This is a genomic window from Salinibacter ruber DSM 13855, from assembly GCF_000013045.1.
Taxonomy (GTDB): domain Bacteria; phylum Bacteroidota; class Rhodothermia; order Rhodothermales; family Salinibacteraceae; genus Salinibacter; species Salinibacter ruber.
Genome location: NC_007677.1, coordinates 2,428,347 through 2,444,652, shown reverse-complemented (window position 1 = coordinate 2,444,652; position 16,306 = coordinate 2,428,347). Strand labels below are relative to the sequence as shown.

Annotated in this window: 15 protein-coding genes; 9 read left to right on the top strand and 6 right to left on the bottom strand. The window is 67.8% G+C overall.

Translation table 11 applies throughout. The features are described from left to right. Positions 1–38: 38 nt before the first annotated feature. Positions 39–608: a TetR/AcrR family transcriptional regulator gene (locus SRU_RS10425; protein ID WP_237701712.1), complete on the bottom strand. Its 570-nt coding sequence runs from the start codon at positions 606–608 to the stop codon at positions 39–41. A gap of 273 nt (positions 609–881) precedes the next feature. Here SRU_RS10425 and SRU_RS10420 point away from each other — a divergent pair, with 273 nt between their 5' ends. Then, positions 882–1,091 carry a YgaP family membrane protein gene (locus SRU_RS10420; protein WP_165443450.1) on the top strand — a complete coding sequence of 70 codons (210 nt, stop codon included), beginning with the start codon at positions 882–884 and terminating at the stop codon, positions 1,089–1,091. A gap of 79 nt (positions 1,092–1,170) precedes the next feature. Further along, positions 1,171–2,409 carry an NAD(P)/FAD-dependent oxidoreductase gene (locus SRU_RS10415; protein WP_011404710.1) on the top strand — a complete coding sequence of 413 codons (1,239 nt, stop codon included), beginning with the start codon at positions 1,171–1,173 and terminating at the stop codon, positions 2,407–2,409. Positions 2,410–2,418: 9 nt separating this feature from the next. On the opposite strand, the gene SRU_RS10410 is transcribed toward SRU_RS10415, so the two are convergent. From SRU_RS10410 to SRU_RS10400, 3 genes are all read right to left on the bottom strand, one after another. Beyond that, positions 2,419–3,066 (bottom strand): NUDIX hydrolase, encoded by a 648-nt coding sequence (locus SRU_RS10410; RefSeq protein ID WP_164923609.1) that lies wholly within the window; start codon positions 3,064–3,066, stop codon positions 2,419–2,421. 107 nt (positions 3,067–3,173) lie between these two features. Next, on the bottom strand, positions 3,174–4,409 hold the full coding sequence (gene icd / locus SRU_RS10405; protein ID WP_011404708.1) for an isocitrate dehydrogenase (NADP(+)): 1,236 nt from the start codon (positions 4,407–4,409) through the stop codon (positions 3,174–3,176). Positions 4,410–4,554: 145 nt separating this feature from the next. Further along, the gene (locus SRU_RS10400; RefSeq protein WP_011404707.1) at positions 4,555–5,436 is read right to left on the bottom strand and encodes a polyprenol monophosphomannose synthase; all 882 of its coding nucleotides are present in this window, start codon (positions 5,434–5,436) and stop codon (positions 4,555–4,557) included. 225 nt (positions 5,437–5,661) lie between these two features. Between SRU_RS10400 and pdhA the strand changes: the two genes are divergently transcribed. From pdhA to SRU_RS10365, 7 genes are all read left to right on the top strand, one after another. Then, the gene (pdhA, locus tag SRU_RS10395; protein WP_011404706.1) at positions 5,662–7,074 is read left to right on the top strand and encodes a pyruvate dehydrogenase (acetyl-transferring) E1 component subunit alpha; all 1,413 of its coding nucleotides are present in this window, start codon (positions 5,662–5,664) and stop codon (positions 7,072–7,074) included. A gap of 95 nt (positions 7,075–7,169) precedes the next feature. Beyond that, the gene (locus SRU_RS10390; protein ID WP_011404705.1) at positions 7,170–8,153 is read left to right on the top strand and encodes a pyruvate dehydrogenase complex E1 component subunit beta; all 984 of its coding nucleotides are present in this window, start codon (positions 7,170–7,172) and stop codon (positions 8,151–8,153) included. A 95-nt stretch (positions 8,154–8,248) separates the two neighbouring features. Further along, on the top strand, positions 8,249–9,646 hold the full coding sequence (locus tag SRU_RS10385; RefSeq protein WP_011404704.1) for a pyruvate dehydrogenase complex dihydrolipoamide acetyltransferase: 1,398 nt from the start codon (positions 8,249–8,251) through the stop codon (positions 9,644–9,646). A 33-nt stretch (positions 9,647–9,679) separates the two neighbouring features. Beyond that, a complete protein-coding gene (locus tag SRU_RS10380) occupies positions 9,680–10,483 on the top strand; it encodes a metallophosphoesterase family protein (protein ID WP_011404703.1) in 804 nt (267 codons plus the stop codon). 119 nt (positions 10,484–10,602) lie between these two features. Next, positions 10,603–11,316: an energy transducer TonB family protein gene (locus SRU_RS10375; protein WP_011404702.1), complete on the top strand. Its 714-nt coding sequence runs from the start codon at positions 10,603–10,605 to the stop codon at positions 11,314–11,316. A gap of 97 nt (positions 11,317–11,413) precedes the next feature. Further along, a complete protein-coding gene (locus SRU_RS10370) occupies positions 11,414–13,411 on the top strand; it encodes an alpha-ketoacid dehydrogenase subunit alpha/beta (protein ID WP_164923608.1) in 1,998 nt (665 codons plus the stop codon). Positions 13,412–13,531: 120 nt separating this feature from the next. Then, entirely contained in the window at positions 13,532–13,882 is a 351-nt protein-coding gene (locus tag SRU_RS10365) for a hypothetical protein (protein WP_011404700.1), read from the top strand. Positions 13,883–13,899: 17 nt separating this feature from the next. On the opposite strand, the gene SRU_RS10360 is transcribed toward SRU_RS10365, so the two are convergent. Next, on the bottom strand, positions 13,900–14,358 hold the full coding sequence (locus SRU_RS10360) for an inorganic diphosphatase (protein ID WP_011404699.1): 459 nt from the start codon (positions 14,356–14,358) through the stop codon (positions 13,900–13,902). Positions 14,359–14,368: 10 nt separating this feature from the next. Beyond that, complete coding sequence (gene aspS, locus SRU_RS10355) at positions 14,369–16,258, bottom strand: aspartate--tRNA ligase (protein ID WP_011404698.1); 1,890 nt, start codon at positions 16,256–16,258, stop codon at positions 14,369–14,371. Positions 16,259–16,306 lie beyond the last annotated feature (48 nt).

Below are 16,306 nucleotides of genomic sequence, written 5' to 3'. Positions count from 1 at the left end.
GGTTCGTAGTGGAGAAACGGTCGCGGCGCCTTCGCGTCTCAGCGCGGAGAGGGCATCGCCAGGCGGCGGGCCGCGTCGACCGTCTGGTCGATCGCGTCCTGCGTGCTCAAAGAGAGGGCCTCGGTCTTCAAAAAGAGAACGGTACGCTGAACCATCGCGAGAATCCATCCGGCGACGAGGGGGGATGAGGTTTCCCGAAAGACGCCCTGCCGCGTGCCCTCGTCGAGCACGCTCGCAAACAGGTGGACTGGGGAGGGCGGCGCGTCGCTCTCACTCGCGCCCACGGCGCCCGATTCCCGGGCCGAGAGCAGGTAGGTGCACGAGGCGGGCCTCGAGGCGTAAAAGTCAAACACGCCGCGTACGAGGGCCTCCAACCGATCGGTCGGGGTGGATGTCGCCTCGTCGGCATCCGTAAGGGTGTCGCGGAGTTGATTCAGGCAGCGCCGGTAGAGCCACTGGGCGAGGTCGGCCTTGCCGTCGAAATGGCGGTAGAGCGTCCCCTCGGCGGCCCCGGCGTGCTCCGCAATTTCGCGGGTCGTTGTGGCCTCGATGCCGTTCTCGGCGAAGAGAGTGAGGGCGGCCTCGCAAATGTCGTCTCGCTTGGTCATGGGCGTAGGCGAGTGGGAGAGAAAGCCCCAAATAGAGGGAGGAATGAGTGAGTGATCACTCACAACCACTCTATGCTGCCTACTCGCACAGGTTCAACGGTTCGTGAGGAGTTCAAATAAGAGGGGCGATTCTGTCGTGTCGGGCGGATCGTGCATCCCTACCGGAACCTCTCACATTGGCACCGGTGTCAGTTGTGAGTGATCAATCACTCACAATGCCGCCGCCAGTACGGTACGGCGCTCGCTGCGTCCATTCCGAACTCATACCCCCTTATGACCCAAAACATGGGATCCCTCGACCGAATCCTTCGCACCGTCGCCGCCTTCGTGGTTGGCGTGCTGTACGCCACGGGCACCCTCGGCGGCACCACGGCGCTCGTCCTGGGCGTCGGGGCCGTGGCGTTTCTCCTCACGAGCTTCGTCGGAACGTGCCCTGTGTACCTCCCCATGGGCCTCTCGACGCGACACGAGCAGCGCAACTGATGGAGGTTTTGTACGCCACAATTGTCCCTAACCTCGTGGGGGCTTTCGCCGCCTTACGCTCTTGATGGATCGCAGTCCGATGTCTGATCCGTTGCATCTCGTCCTCGTCGGAGGGGGACACGCCATGCTTCCCAGCCTCGCCCATGCCCGGGAATGGACCGACGCGGGGGTCAAGGTAACCCTCGTTGATCCCCAACGCTGGCTCTACTACTCGGGCATGGTGCCGGAGCACCTGGGCGGGGTGTACGCGGTTGACGACATCCGCGTGGACCTGCGGAGGCTGGCCCGTGAGGCGGGGGCCACGCACGTGGCGGACCGGGCCACGGCCCTCGATCCGGAGGCCCGCATGGTCACGACGGCCGAGGGGGACACCATCCCCTACGACGTGTTGGCGATCGATGTCGGGGGGGTGAATCCGGCCCTGCCCGACGCCGCGGTGGGCACGAAGCCGATCTACCGCGTCCGTGCCCTCCGTCCCCATCTGAAGCAGGTGCTCGATGCCCCGACGGAGACGCTCGGCCTGACGATCGTAGGGGGCGGGGCGGCTGGGGTGGAGGTGGCCCTCAACATCACGGGCCGGTTCGCCGGGGCCGGCCGGGCGGCGGACCTCTCGCTGACGATTGTGGAGCAGTCGGGGAAGATCCTGCCGGGGTTTCCGGAGGGCATGCGCGCCTACGCGGCCCGGCTGCTCCGGGAACGAGGCGCGACCATCCGGACGGCGACGACCGTCGACGAGGTGCACGGATCCGATGAAGGTCGCGCTCAGGTAGACATGCGAACGGACTCGGGCGAACACGACACGATCCATCCCGACGCGGTGCTCTGGAGCACCGGGGCCGTCGCTCCGCCGCTGCTCCGTGAAAGCGGGCTTTCGACCGATGGGCGGGGCTTCCTGCACGTAACCCGGCGCCTGCGCACCCCCACCCATCCCCGCATCTTCGCCGCCGGCGATTGCGGAACCATTCCGGAGTTGGACCTGGACAAGGTGGGCGTGCACGCCGTGAAGCAGGGGCCGGACCTCCGGGCAAACCTCGACACCACTGTACGTCGACTCGCGGGGGACGGCTCGGCCCCGGCCGCGTCGGACCTGACGGTCTTTCGCCCGTACCCGGTCGCGCCGCTGCTGCTCTCTACCGGAACGCGCCGCGCCATCTGGACGGCGGGTCCCCTGTGGACGGCCCGCACGTGGTCCCTCCGACTCAAGCACTGGGTCGACCGGCGGTGGATCCAGCGCTACGCCCCGGAGCGGTGGGGACGGGTGGGCTGGCGCTCGCTCGTGGGGGCGGAAGCGGCATCGAATCCCGACGGCACCGAATAGGGGCGGGGGTTATTCGGCCGACGCCGTCGCGTCCCGCACCACGGCCAGGAACTCGGCCAGCATCATGGCGGTGGCCCCCCAGACAGTATGGCCGGCCACGTCGTAGTACGGCACGTCCACGTCCCTCCCGTTGAGGGGGCGCGTCTCGGTCGTGCGGGCGGCCGGATCCAAGAGACGCGCGAGGGGAACCTGCAGAATCCGTCCGACCTCCGCGTCGGTGGGGCGGAGGGACGCGGGGGAGGGCGTGTGGCCCACGAAGGGATGCACGCAAAAATTGGAGGGCGGGATGAAGAGCGGCGTCAGGGCGCCGAGCACGTCCACGGACGCCGGGGGCAGGTTGATCTCTTCCTCCGCCTCCCGCAGGGCCGTGTCCGAGAGCGACTCGCCGCGTTCCCGTCGCCCTCCCGGAAACGAAATCTGGCCGGCATGGTCGGGAAGGTGGTCGCGCCGGACGGTCAGCACCACAGACGGATCCGCCTCGTCCGGGTGCAGGAGCAGGAGCACCCCGGCGTCCCGACAGTCCCGCGCCTCCACCGAGAGGTCGGCCCGCCGGCTCGGATTTTGGGGCGCCATGCGGAGGTGCGCCTCGTGGCCCGGCAGCGGGCCGCCCAGGCGCTCGGCAAGGCGGGGTACGAGGCGAGAGAGCGAGAAGGCCATGAGCGAATGCAGTGTATCAAAAGAACGGGGCAAACAGAAAAACGGCACCGTGGGGCCGCCACGATGCCGCTCTTTCGCTGAGGGGGGGAGCCGGTCGTCCGGAACAGTTATCTCATGTTTTCCACCACGGCCTGCCCGAACTCGCTGCACTTGAGCAGCTCGGCGTCCTCCAGGTTGCGCTCGAAGTCGTACGTCACGCGCTTCTGCTGGATCGTCTCCGCCAGGCTCTCGAGGATGACCGCGGAGGCCTCGTCCCAGCCCATGTACTCGAACATGAGGCGGCCCGACAGAATGAGCGCCGACGGGTTGACCTTGTCCTGGCCGGCGTACTTGTTCGCGGAGCCGTGAACGGGCTCGGCCAGGCAGGCGGCGTCGCCGAAGTTGGCGCCCGGCGCCACGCCGAGGCCGCCGATCTGGGCCCCGCAGGCGTCCGACAGGTAGTCGCCGTTCAGGTTCGGCATCGCCAGCACGTCGTACTGGTCGGTCCGTGTCTGCACCTGCTGCAGCATGTTGTCGGCGATCCGGTCGTTCACCACGACCGCGTCTTCGGGCGGATCGCCGTCGCGCTCCTCCCAGAGGGTGTCCTCGGTGATCACCGCGTCGCCGTACTCCTCGCGGGCGACCTCGTAGCCCCAGTCGCGGAAGGCGCCTTCGGTGAACTTCATGATGTTGCCCTTGTGGACGAGGGTGACAAACTGGTGGCCGTCGGACTCCAGGGCGTAGTCGATGGCCTCGCGGACGAGCCGCTTGGTCCCAAACTCGGTGATCGGCTTGATCCCGATGCCCACCGGCCCGTCGTGGATGGTGTCGTCGAAGCCCATCTGGTCCTCGACGAACGCCCGGACCTGCTCCGCGCCCTCGGTCCCGGCCTCCCACTCGATGCCGGCGTACACGTCCTCGGTGTTTTCCCGGAACGTGACCATGTCCATCTGCTCCGGATTTTTCATCGGCGAGGGCACGCCGTCGATGTAGTAGGTGGGACGGACGTTGGCGTAGAGGTCCAGCTTCTGGCGCAGGGCGACGTTCAGCGACCGGAAGCCGGCGCCGACGGGGGTCGTGAGGGGGCCCTTGATGGCGACGCGGTGCTCGCGGATGGTTTCCACCGTGTTCTCGGGGAGGAGGTCGCCGGTGTGCTCCTTGGCCTTCTCGCCGGCCAGCACTTCCGTCCATTCGATGGCGCGCTCGCCGTCGTAGGCCGTCTCCACGGCGGCATCGAACACCGGACGGGCCGCGGCCCAGATGTCGGCCCCCACGCCGTCGCCCTCGATGTAGGGGATGATGGGGGTATCGGGGACGTGGAGGGTGCCGTCGTCGACTGTGATGCGTTCGCCGGAGGGGCTCATGGTTGGGTCGAGTTGTTGGGAGAGAAAGGATGAACAGGCAGGAGTGGCAGGCGCACTGGTACCGGCCAAGGTAACACGCGGCGGCGACTCCCTTCATTAGAAAACCGAAAAGACGACGAGAAGCGTGGGCCCCGGCGGCCGCGGACTACAGCCGCCCGAGGAGGTCTTGGAGCCGAAGCTCCCACACCTTCAGGGCCGCCTCCACCACGATTTCGCGTCGCATCTTCGACTCCCCTTCGGTCCGCTCCGTGAAGACGACCGGCACCTCCGTGAACGGAAAGCCCGCCCGCCAGGTGCGGTAGTGCATCTCGACCTGAAAGGCGTAGCCGTCGGAGTTGACGCGGTCGAGCGGCAGGGTCTCCAGCACGCGCCGGTGGAAGCACTTGAAGCCGGCGGTCACGTCCAGGAGGGGCAGGCGGGTGATGGCGCGGGTGTAGACGCCGGCCCCGTAGGAGAGGACGAGGCGGGAAAGCGGCCAGTTGATCACGCGCACTCCCTCCACGTAGCGCGACCCGATGGCGAGGGCCACCTCCCCCTCCCGCACCGGCGCGATGAGGCGCGGCAGGTCGTTGGGGTCGTGGGAGCGGTCGGCGTCCATCTCGCAGATGTAGGTGTAGTCCTGCGCCAGGGCGTACCGGAAGCCGCGGAGGTAGGCGGTGCCCAGGCCCAGCTTGCCGCTTCGCTCGATCAGGTGAACCCGGTCGAGCGCGTCCGTCTTCTTCGACCGCACGAGGTCGGCGGTCCCGTCGGTCGAGTTGTCGTCCACGACGAGGACAGAAAGAGGGGGCGACTGCTCCAGCACCTGGTCGATTACCGGGCCAATGTTATCGGCCTCGTTGTAGGTGGGGATGATGACCAGGGCGTCGGGGGGAGACGCGTCGGAGGATGACGGAGACGGGTCGGACACCGGAGGAGAGGGAAAAGCGTGAGAACGGACGAAAGTGCGGAACCGGCCGCGGACGCGGAGCGGCCGTTGACGAACCGGATGCCAACACGGGAAATCTACATAAATGATGCACCGGGGCATTTCCGAGTCCGCCGGCAGGTTTTAATGAAAAACGGGTTTCAGCGGGCGTGGATGTGTCGAAACCGAGGGGGGAATAGTGAGATACAAGGGCTTGACAAAATTGCTTCTTCGGCTGGCATCGTGGATCCGTCCAGCCCTACGCGGCGACTGTCCGGTGTTGCTCCTGACTGACGGGGCCGGCACTCGCCGACGCATGGTTCTACTCACCCAACCTCGCCGCTTGTCATGGCTGACGACACCTCGGCCCCAAACTCCAGTTCCGGTTCGAATGGAAGCCTCAACGGCGGAGCCGACTTTCCGGAGGGGTTCCCCCACGCGTCCCGACTCAAGCAGGCCGGCGTCACGAGCCTCGCCGACCTGCGAGACGTGGAGTCGCTGGAAGACCTGTCCGGCATCGGCCCGGCCTACGCCCAAGACATCCAGAATGCCCTCGAGGGAGCGGGCACGGGGGCCCCGACCACCGGAGGGGCCAACGGCACCTCCACCGGCGCCGCAACCACCGAGAAGCGCCCGAGCCCGCTCTCGGAGGGCGACGCCGACTCGTCTGCGGGCGGGGCGGCCACCCGGCAGACCATCGACATTCCCGAGGGGCCGCTCGAAGAAACGGTTACCTACGAGACCTATCCCGCCGACACGTACGGGCACGACGAGCTGGGCATTGCGGACGATGAGGTGCTCGACCTGCTCCGCAACATGCTGCTGCAGCGGCGCTTCGAGAACCGGTGCCGCCAGATGTACCAGCGCCAGAAGATCTCGGGCTTTCTGCACCTCTACATTGGGCAGGAGGCGGTCTCGACCGGCAGCGTCAACGCCATTGAGCTGGGGGACGACTCGGTCATTACCGCCTACCGCGACCACGGCATGGGGCTGGCGATGGGCATCACGCCCGAGGCGGGCATGGCGGAGCTGTTTGGCAAAGAGACGGGCTGCTCGAAGGGGAAGGGCGGCTCGATGCACTTCTTCGACGCCGAGAAGAAAATGATGGGCGGGCACGCCATCGTCGGCGCCCACCTGCCGCTCGGCGCGGGCCTCGCCTTCGCCCACAAGTATCGGGGCGAGGACAACGTGTGCCTCTGCTTCTTCGGGGACGGGGCGATGCACCAGGGGGCGTTCCGCGAGGCGTGCAACCTGGCCGGCATCTACGAACTGCCCATCGTCTTTGTCTGCGAGAACAACCAGTACGCGATGGGCACGGCGGTGGACCGTGCCTTCAGCAAGCCCGACCTCTTCAAGCACGGCTACAACTTCGACTTTCCCGCGTCCCTGGCCAGCGGCATGGACGTGTTCAGCGTCAACAAGGCGGTCCAGGACCACGTGGAGAACTACGCCCGCAACGATCAGCCGTCGCTCCTGGAGGTGCGCACGTATCGCTACCAGGGCCACTCCATCACCGACCCGGCCGAGTACCGGGGGGAAGGCGAGCTCGATCAGCGCCAGAGCCAAGATGCCATCAACCGCCTCCAGGACTACATCCTCGACCGGGGCCTGGCCACCGAGGCCGACATGGAGGCGATCGACGAGGAGGTGAAGGAGCGGGTCAAAGACGCCATCGACGCGGCAAACGAGGCGTCCTTCCCGGACGAAGAGGCCATCTACGACGACATTTACACCCAGGAGGACTACCCCTTTATCGCCTAGGTCCCGTGAACGTCTGAGTGTTGGGGCCGGTCCCACGGCCCGCCACTCTCCGCTTTCCCCATTCGACATTTGCACTTCGAAACTCGCACTTGAATATGGCTACGCTGGAATTCCGCACGGCGCTCCGGGAAGCAATGACCGAGGAAATGGAGCGCGACGACGACATCTTCCTCATTGGGGAGGAGGTGGCCGAGTACGACGGCGCCTACAAGGTAAGCAAGGGCATGCTCGATCACTTCGGGTCCGACCGGGTCATCGACTCGCCGATTAGTGAGCTCGGATTTGCGGGGCTCGGCATTGGGGCGGCGATGAACGGGCTCCGGCCCATCGTCGAGTTCATGACGTTCAACTTCTCGTTCGTGGCCTTCGACCAGGTCATCAACAACGCGCCCAACATGCGCTACATGTCGGGCGGCCAGTTCGACGTCCCGATTGTCTTCCGCGGCCCCAACGGGGCGGCCGGCCAGCTCGGGGCCACCCACTCCAACTCCACGGAGGCGCTCTACTCGAACATTCCCGGCCTCAAGGTCGTGTCGCCCTCCGTGCCGGACGACGGCAAGGGGCTGCTCAAGACGGCCATCCGGGACGACGACCCGGTGGTCTTTCTCGAGAGTGAGCTCATGTACGGCATGAAGCGGGAGGTGAGCGAGGAAAGCGACTACACGATCCCGATCGGCTCGGCCCGCGTGGCGCGGGAGGGCGATGACGTGACGATCGTGGCGCACAGCAAGAGCTACCACATCGCGATGGACGCCGCGGAGACCCTCGAAGAGCAGGGCTACGAGGCGGAAGTGATCGACCCGCGCACCATCAAGCCGCTCGACATCGAGACGATCGTGGAGTCGGTCGTGAAGACCAATCGGCTGGTCGTCATCGACGAGAGCACCCCCTTCACCAGCGTGGCCTCGGAGATTACCCATCAGGTGCAGGACCGTGCGTTCGACTACCTCGACGCGCCCATCCTGCGCGTGACGGCCCCGGACACCCCGGCCCCGTACGCGCCGAACCTCATGGACGAGTACATGCCGGGCGCCGACGAGACGGTCGACAAGTGCCTCCGGGTCCTCTACGCCGAGTAACGCCCCGCAAGCCCCGGCGCTCGGCGCGGGCCTTTGGGGCCCGTGCCCCTTTACATTCGACATTTGTACTACACTTTGACACTCGACATTGACCCATGGCGATTCCAATTGAAATGCCCAAGTTGAGCGACACCATGGAGGAGGGGGTGCTTTCCGCCTGGCTCGTGGACGAGGGCGAGGAGGTGTCGGCGGGCGACGTGCTGGCCCAGGTGGAAACGGACAAGGCTACGATGGACCTGGAGGCCTTCGACGAGGGGGTGCTGCTCAAACAAGTGATCGGAGAGGGGGACGCCGTGCCCATCGGGGAGCTGATCGCCGTGATTGGGGAGGCCGGGGAGGACATCTCCGATCTCGTGGATGACGCCGGCGGGGACGGGGCCGCGGAGCCCGAGGCCGACCCGGACGCCGAGGTCGATTCGGACGCCGATGCCGAGGATGCATCAGCCGAGCCGGAGGTGGAGCCCGAGCCCGCGCCGGAGCCGAGCGGGGACGGGCAGTTGTCCGAACGGATGCCGGAGCCGGTGCCCGCCGGGACCGACGCGGAGGGGCGCCGCATCAAGGCGTCTCCTCTGGCCCGCCGCATTGCGCAGGAGCACGACGTGGAACTGGCGCAGGTCGACGGATCCGGGCCCGAGGGGCGCATCGTGCGTCGGGACGTGGAAACCCATGTCGAGAAGCAGGAGGCCGCGCCCGAATCGACGCCCGAACCGGAGCCGACAACCGAACCGGAGCCGGCGCCCCAGCCCGAGCCGTCCGTCCCGGAGGCGCCGTCCTACGCGATGCCGGACGAGGAGGCCGCGTACGAGTCCGAAGGCATCACGCAGATGCGGGAGACCATCGCCCGGCGCCTCGCGGAGAGCAAGTACTCGGCCCCGCACTACTACCTGACGGTCGACATCGACGTGGAGCGCGCGATCGAGGTGCGCGAGGACCTCAATGATCTGGCGGAGGAGCAGGGCCGCGCGAAAATCTCCTTCAACGACTTCATCACCAAGGCGTGCGCCCTCTCGCTGCACGACCACCCGTACGTCAACGCCGCCTACCGCCCCGACGAGGGCGAAATCCACAAGCACAACCGCGTGCACATCGGCATTGCCGTCGCCATCGACGAGGGGCTGATCACCCCCGTCATTCGCGACGCGGACCGGAAGGGGCTCTCGGAGCTCGCCCGCGAGACGCGGGCCTTGGCCGAGCGGGCCCGCGACCGCGACCTGGAGCCGGAGGAGTTTGAAGGGGCGACCTTCACCACGAGCAACCTCGGGATGTTCGGCATCGAGGAGTTCACGGCCATCATCAACCCGCCCAACTCGGCCATCCTGGCGATCGGCGAAATCCGCGACACGCCCGTCGTGGAGGACGGCGAGGTGGTGCCGGGGAAGCGCATGAAGGTGACCCTCTCCTGCGACCACCGCGTCGTGGATGGGGCCAAGGGGGCCCACTTCCTCGACACGGTGAAGTCCTACCTGGAGGAACCCATGAACCTGTTGCTGTAGCGTTGAACGGTTACGAGGCCCGCGTTCGGCGCTATGACCATTGCTCACATCTCCGACCTTCACTTCGGGCGCATTGCGGACTCCGGAGTGGTGGAGGCGCTTCTGGACGAGATCAACGCGGCGGGCATCGACCTCGTCGCGGTGAGCGGCGACCTGACACAACGGGCCCGTCCGGCGGAGTACCGGGCGGCCCGAAACCTGCTCGACGCGCTGGGCCCGCCCACCCTCGTCGTGGCGGGCAACCACGACGTTTATCCGTGGTGGCGCCCCCTAAAGCGACTCCGGACGCCCCTGGAGCGCTATAGGCAGTTCATTACGGAGGACCTCGCCCCGACCTTCGAGGCCGGCGGCGTGGCCGCGCTCGGCCTCACGTCCGCGTACGGGCCGTCGATCAAGGGGGGGCGCATCGGTCCGGCCGACCGGGCCGCCATGCGTGCGTTCTTCTCGGGGACGGGGGACGACCGCTTCAAGGTGCTCGTGGTGCACCACCAGCTCCACCCCACGGCCATCGGGCCCATCAGCCCGCACCCCGTGGCCCGGCAGGCCCAGCAGACCCTCGCGGTGGCGGGCGAGGTGGGCATTGACCTCATTCTCTGCGGGCACCTCCACATTTCTGCGATCCAGCCCCTCGAAATCATTCCGGGCACCCCGCGCATCGTCGTTGCCAGCGCGGGCACGGCGACGAGCAATCGCTGGCGCGAACCGACGGGCCCAATCAACTTCTACAACGTCGTCTCCGTGGAGCCGGAGGCCTTCTCCGTCGAGGAACGGCGGTACGTGCCCGACGAGGGCCGCTTCGTCCGCGACGGCGTGACGCGCTTCGACCACGCCGGCTGACGAGATCTGAGGTGGGGCAAGGGGCCGACGCGACGAACTTTTGTCGGGCCGAGGCCGTCCAACGTTTCTACGACCGACAACACTGATCGCCCGCCTGCTTCCACAACTGCGCGCGTCCCATGTCCCGTAGCGATTGGATCGGGGTCGCCACCACCGTCATCCTTCACGGGGGGCTCGCCCTTCTCTTCGCCTTCCTGACGGCGTCGCGCCCCCGCCCGGCCCAGCTCGGCTACGTGGAGGTGGAGTTTGGCGAGTTCTCGCCCGGGCAGCCGGTGGAGGCCACCGAGCAGGTGGAGAAAACGACGACGCCGGAGCCGCAGGAGGAGGCGCCCGAGCCGGAGGCCGAGTCCGACGAGACGGCGGAGGAGCCCGAGTCGGAGCCGGTCAACCTTCCGGAGGAGGAGCAGAGCGAGGAGTCCGTGCCGCCGACCGAGGAGGAGACGACCGTGCCGGAGGCCGAGGCCCAGCCCGAGACCGAACAGCAGGCCGACCAGCAGGAGCCAAGCGAGGAGCCCGGCGAAGAATCGGGCGATCCGGGGTCGGGCTCCCAGGAAGAGGCCGCTGCGCCCTACGACATTGAGGGGCTGGACCGGGATCCCGAGCGGGCGCCCCTTCCCCAGTACGCCGAGAAGGTGAACGCCCGCATCCGGGTTCGGATTACCGTCAACCCGGACGGGCGCATCGTGCGGCGCGTGCCCCTCCTCAAGGGCAATCCCGAACTGGAGGCCGCCGTCATGGACGCCCTGCAACAGTGGCGCTTCAACGCACTGCCGCCGGGGGCGCCCCAGGAAAACCAGACCGGCACGATCACCTTCACCTTCCGACTGGAATAGAAGCGAGCCGGAGGGGGCACGCTTCCAACGGCCCTCGTCTCGCCCGCCCTCTGTTCGCAGTGTCCATCGTCAGTCTTCGTTCCGAACTACGAGATACATGTCCTCTCCAGAGTCATCTGTCAATACGGGCCCTGACCTTGATGCCGAGGCGCTCTGCCGGGCGCTCCTCGAACCCCGTGTCATCGAGGAAAAGATGCTGACGCTCATCCGGCAGGGGCGCATCGCGAAATGGTTTAGCGGGTACGGTCAGGAGGCCGTCGCCGCGGGCACCGCCTGGGCGCTGGACGACCGCGACTACATCCTGCCGATGCACCGCAACCTCGGCGTGTGGACCACGCGCGACGTCGACCGGGAGCGCCTCTTTTGCCAGTTGATGGGGAAGAAGGGGGACTTTACGAACGGCCGGGACCGGACCTTTCACTTCGGGCTGCCGGCGAAAAACCTCGTGGGCATGATCTCGCACATGGCCGCCATGCTGCCGGTGGCGTGCGGGCTGGGGCAGGCCGTTCGGTTTCGGGAGGCGGACCGGGTCGCCTGCGCGTTCTGTGGCGACGGGGGCACCCGCGAGGGCGACTTCCACGAGGCGCTCAACCTGGCGTCGGTGTGGGACCTGCCGGTCCTCTTCCTGGTGGAGAACAACGGCTACGGCCTCTCGACGCCCACCGACGAGGCGGTGGCCCCGGACGACATCGCCGACGCGGCCGCCGGCTACGACATGCCGGGGATGATCGTGGACGGCAACGACGTGTTCGCCGTCATCGAGGCGGTTCGGGAGGCACGGGCGCACGCCCGGACCGAGGGGCCGGTGCTGCTGGAGATGAAGACGTTTCGCGTGCGGGGCCACGAGGAGGCCTCCGGCACTGCGTACGTCCCGGACGAGCTCATCGAGGAGTGGAAGGAAAAAGACCCGCTCGACCGCTTTGCCGCTCGGGTGCGGGAGGAGGGGCTGCTCGGGGCCGACCGGATGGAGAGCATCCGGGCCGAGCTCGAGTCCGCGGTCGACGAGCTGGCGGAGTGGGCCCTCGACCGGCCGGCGGTGACCAGCACCCCCGAGGCCGAGCGCGACGCCGTCTTTGCCCCGTCGCCCGATCCGGACCCGCCGTCGCCCGACGCGGACACGGAGGAGACGCGCTTCATCGACGCCATTCAGGATGGTCTTCGGGCGGCGATGCGGGACGACGACGAGGTGATTGTGATGGGGCAGGACATTGCCGAGTACGGCGGGGCGTTCAAGGTGACCGACGGGTTCGTCGACGAGTTCGGCAGCAAGCGCGTCCGCAACACGCCCATCATCGAGGATGGGGCCCTCGGGGCCGGGATGGGCCTGTCCATCGAGGGCCTCCCGGCGGTCGTGGAGATGCAGTACGCCGACTTCATCTCGTGCGGCTTCAACCAGACCGTCAACAACCTGGCGACGACGCACTACCGGTGGGGACAGCCGGTCAACGTAACGATCCGTGCGCCCTTCGGCGGGGGCATCGGGGCTGGGCCGTTCCACTCGCAGTCGCGGGAGGCCTGGTTCACCCACACGCCGGGCTTGAAGGTGGTCGTCCCCGCCACGCCCCGCGACGCGAAGGGGCTCCTCCGCACCGCCGTGGCCGACCCCAACCCGGTTCTCTTCTTCGAGCACAAGAAGCTTTACCGGTCCGTCCGCGGCGCGGTGCCGACGGAGGCATACACGCTGCCGTTCGGGGAGGCACGGGTGGCGCGGGAGGGCACCGACGCGACCATCGTCACCTATGGGGTGGGGGTGCACTGGGCGCTGGCGGAGGCGGAACACCAGGCCGAAGCAAACGGGGTGGAGCTGGAGGTGGTGGACCTGCGCACGCTCGTCCCGTGGGACCGCGACACCGTCCGTCAGTCGCTCGACAAAACAAACCGCCTGCTCGTGTTGCACGAGGCGTCGCGCACCGCGGGCTTTGGGGCCGAGGTGGCGGCGGAGCTGGGCGAGATCGGCTTTGAGCTCCTCGACGCCCCCATCACACGGGTGGCCGCCGAGGACCTGCCGGTGCCCAACGCCAAGCCGCTGGAGGACGAGATCTTCTCGGCGACGGCGCGACTGCGGCCGAAAGTGGAGGACCTGCTGGCGTTTTAAGGCACGGGAGCCGGTGTGAATTGGACGTCTCAGCCGGGACCGAGACTAGCGGAACGACCGCCGGGCTCGCTCCGTCCGCTTCTAATGGGTTGAAAATAGGCACAGCGAAGGCACGACGGGATGCACCACGACTCTGCAAAGGGGCCCGAAAACCAGTCGTCGGGCCCGCCGGGCCGCCTCAAGCGATTCGGGGGCATCATCTGCGGCTCCGCCTACATCTACTCGCGGGCCCTGAAGGCCTCCCGCGCCGAGATCATCCGGGCGGTGGACGGGGACGACGCCGTCGACACGCTCGTGATGGTCAATGGGCACCGCGGGACGGACCATGCCGGCGGCTCGACGAACCGGATCCGCTCCGACGCGCACCCGGGGTGCACCGGCGTCGACACGGTCTACATCGGCGTCACGCCGTCCCAGCTCCGGGCGCTTGCCGACCGGGTCGGGGCCACGGTGACGATTCGGCGGGCGTAAAGAGACGTGCGTCCCGCCTACGGCCGTTGCGCCGAGGGTGGGGCCGGTCCGTCGCCCTCGTCCCAGAGGGTCCGCATCTCTTGGCGGAGCACCAGCACGCCCTCCAGCAGCGTCCGGTCGTAGTTGATGAAGCCGTGGGCCGTGTAGACCTCGGGGGGCGTGCAGTCGTAGAGCAATTTCGCCTCCCGGTCCCGCTGCTGGTGGTCGGTTGTGAGGAGGGCCCCGACGAGGCCGGTCGTGCCGCGGCCCACGAACACGTCGAGCGCGTCGCCGTCGCCGCCCCGCGTGCCGTTCACGTAGCCATAGTCGACCGGGTAGACGATGGACGGATGGTCGGGATGGGCCGTCGTGCGGGGCCGCTCGATCGTAATCCCGTTGTTCGTGATGCACCGCGCCCACGTCCCCCAGTGAAGGTGCTCGTGGACGGCCGAGCGGAGGGCCTGCAGGTCCAAGGGGGGATAAAGCGAGTCGGACATGGGGCAGGACCTAAGACGCCAGGCGCTTGCGCTGGGCGATCCGGGCCGGCGGCTCCACGTCGGGGGGCAGGTCGAGGCGGAGGGCGAGGGTCTCCAGCTGCTCGGGGTCCACCCAGTCGGGCGACTTCACCATTGGCTCCTTGCCGCTCTGGGTCTTGGGGAAGGCGATGACGTCGCGGAGCGAATCGGCCCCGGCCAGCAGCATGACGAGGCGGTCGAGCCCGAGTGCGATGCCCCCGTGCGGCGGCGCGCCGTAGCGGAGGGCGTCGAGCAGAAACCCGAATCGGTCCTGCGCCTCCTCCTCGTCGATCCCGAGGACATCGAAGACCTGCATCTGCGTCTCGTGGTTGTGGATGCGGATGGAGCCGCCGCCAATCTCGTTGCCGTTGAGGACGAGATCGTAGGCGCGTGCTTGCACCTGCGTCGGGTCCTCGTCGAGGCGGTCGAGGTCGTCCGGGTGGGGCGCCGTGAAGGGGTGGTGCATCGAGACGGGGCGCCCGGCCTCCTCGTCGTACTCCATCAGCGGAAAGTCGGTGACCCACAGGAACGCGTCGTCGCCCTCGTCGGCGGGCGGGCGCAGGCCGAGCTCCTCGCCCATGTGGAGGCGCAGGGCGCCGGCCTGTTCGAACACGGTGGGCGAGTGGCCGGCCAGCGTGAGAACCAAGTCGCCCGCCTCGGCGCCCACCTGCTCGGCGGCGGCCCGCCCGTACTCGTGGGGCAGGGCGTCGCTGCTCAGGTTCTGCTCGATTCCGGAGCCGTCGGACGGCAGCTGGAAGTAGATGAGCCCGGCGGCGCCGATCTCGTCGGTCACGTGGTCCTCCAGCCGGTCCATGGCGGCGCGCCCCCGGTCGCCCTCGCCGGGCACCCGGAGGGCCACGATGTGTCCACCGTCGTCCACGATCGAGTCGAAGACGCGGAAGCCGCTGCCGGCGAAGCAGTCGCTCACGTCGTGCAGCTCCAGGTCGAAGCGGAGGTCCGGCTTGTCGGTGCCGTAGGTCCGCAGCGCCTCGTCGTAGGTCATGCGCGGAAAGGGCGTCTCCAGCGTCGTGTCCTCCAGGGTGTCCCAGAGGTCGGCCATGAGCCCCTCGGTAAGCTCGTAGACCTGCTCCTCGGTGGCAAACGTCATCTCCACGTCGATCTGCGTAAACTCTGGCTGGCGGTCGGCCCGCAGGTCCTCGTCGCGGAAGCACTTTACGATCTGGACGTAGCGGTCGAGCCCGCCCACCATGAGCAGTTGCTTGTAGGTCTGCGGCGACTGCGGCAGCGCGTAGAAGCGGCCCGGATGGAGGCGGCTGGGGACGAGGAAGTCGCGCGCGCCCTCCGGGGTGGATTTCATGAGCACCGGGGTCTCCACCTCCAGAAAGTCGTGGGCGTCGAAGTAGCGGTGGGTCGTCTGGTAGAGCCGGTGGCGCAGTTCGATGTTCTCCTGCAGGTCCGGCCGTCGGAGGTCCAGGTAGCGGTGCGCCAGCCGCAGGTCCTCGTTCGTATTCATCTGCCGCTCCTCGTGGGCACTCACGACGAAGGGCGGCGTCTCGGACGTGTTGAGCACCGCCAGGTCGTCGGCACTGACCTCGATGGCCCCGGTCGGCAGGTCGGGGTTCACGGCCTCCTCGCCCCGCGGGCGGACGGTTCCCTGTACGCTGATCACGTCCTCCCGGCGCAGCTGTCCGGCCACCTCGTAGGCCGTCTGGTTGTCCTGCGGCGAAAAGACGACCTGGGTGAGCCCGTAGCGGTCGCGCAGGTCCACGAACACGAGCCCGCCGTGGTCGCGCCGGGTGTCGACCCATCCTTTGAGGACGACTGCCTCGCCGTTGTCCTCGGCGCGGAGGTCGCCGCAGGTGTGAGTGCGGGCGGGATGGGAATCCTCCGAAATGAGATCGGCGCGGGAGGAGCGTTCCATGGTGGACGCGGGTGTTCGGGTGTGAAGGACGGAGGGAAGAGCGGGTGC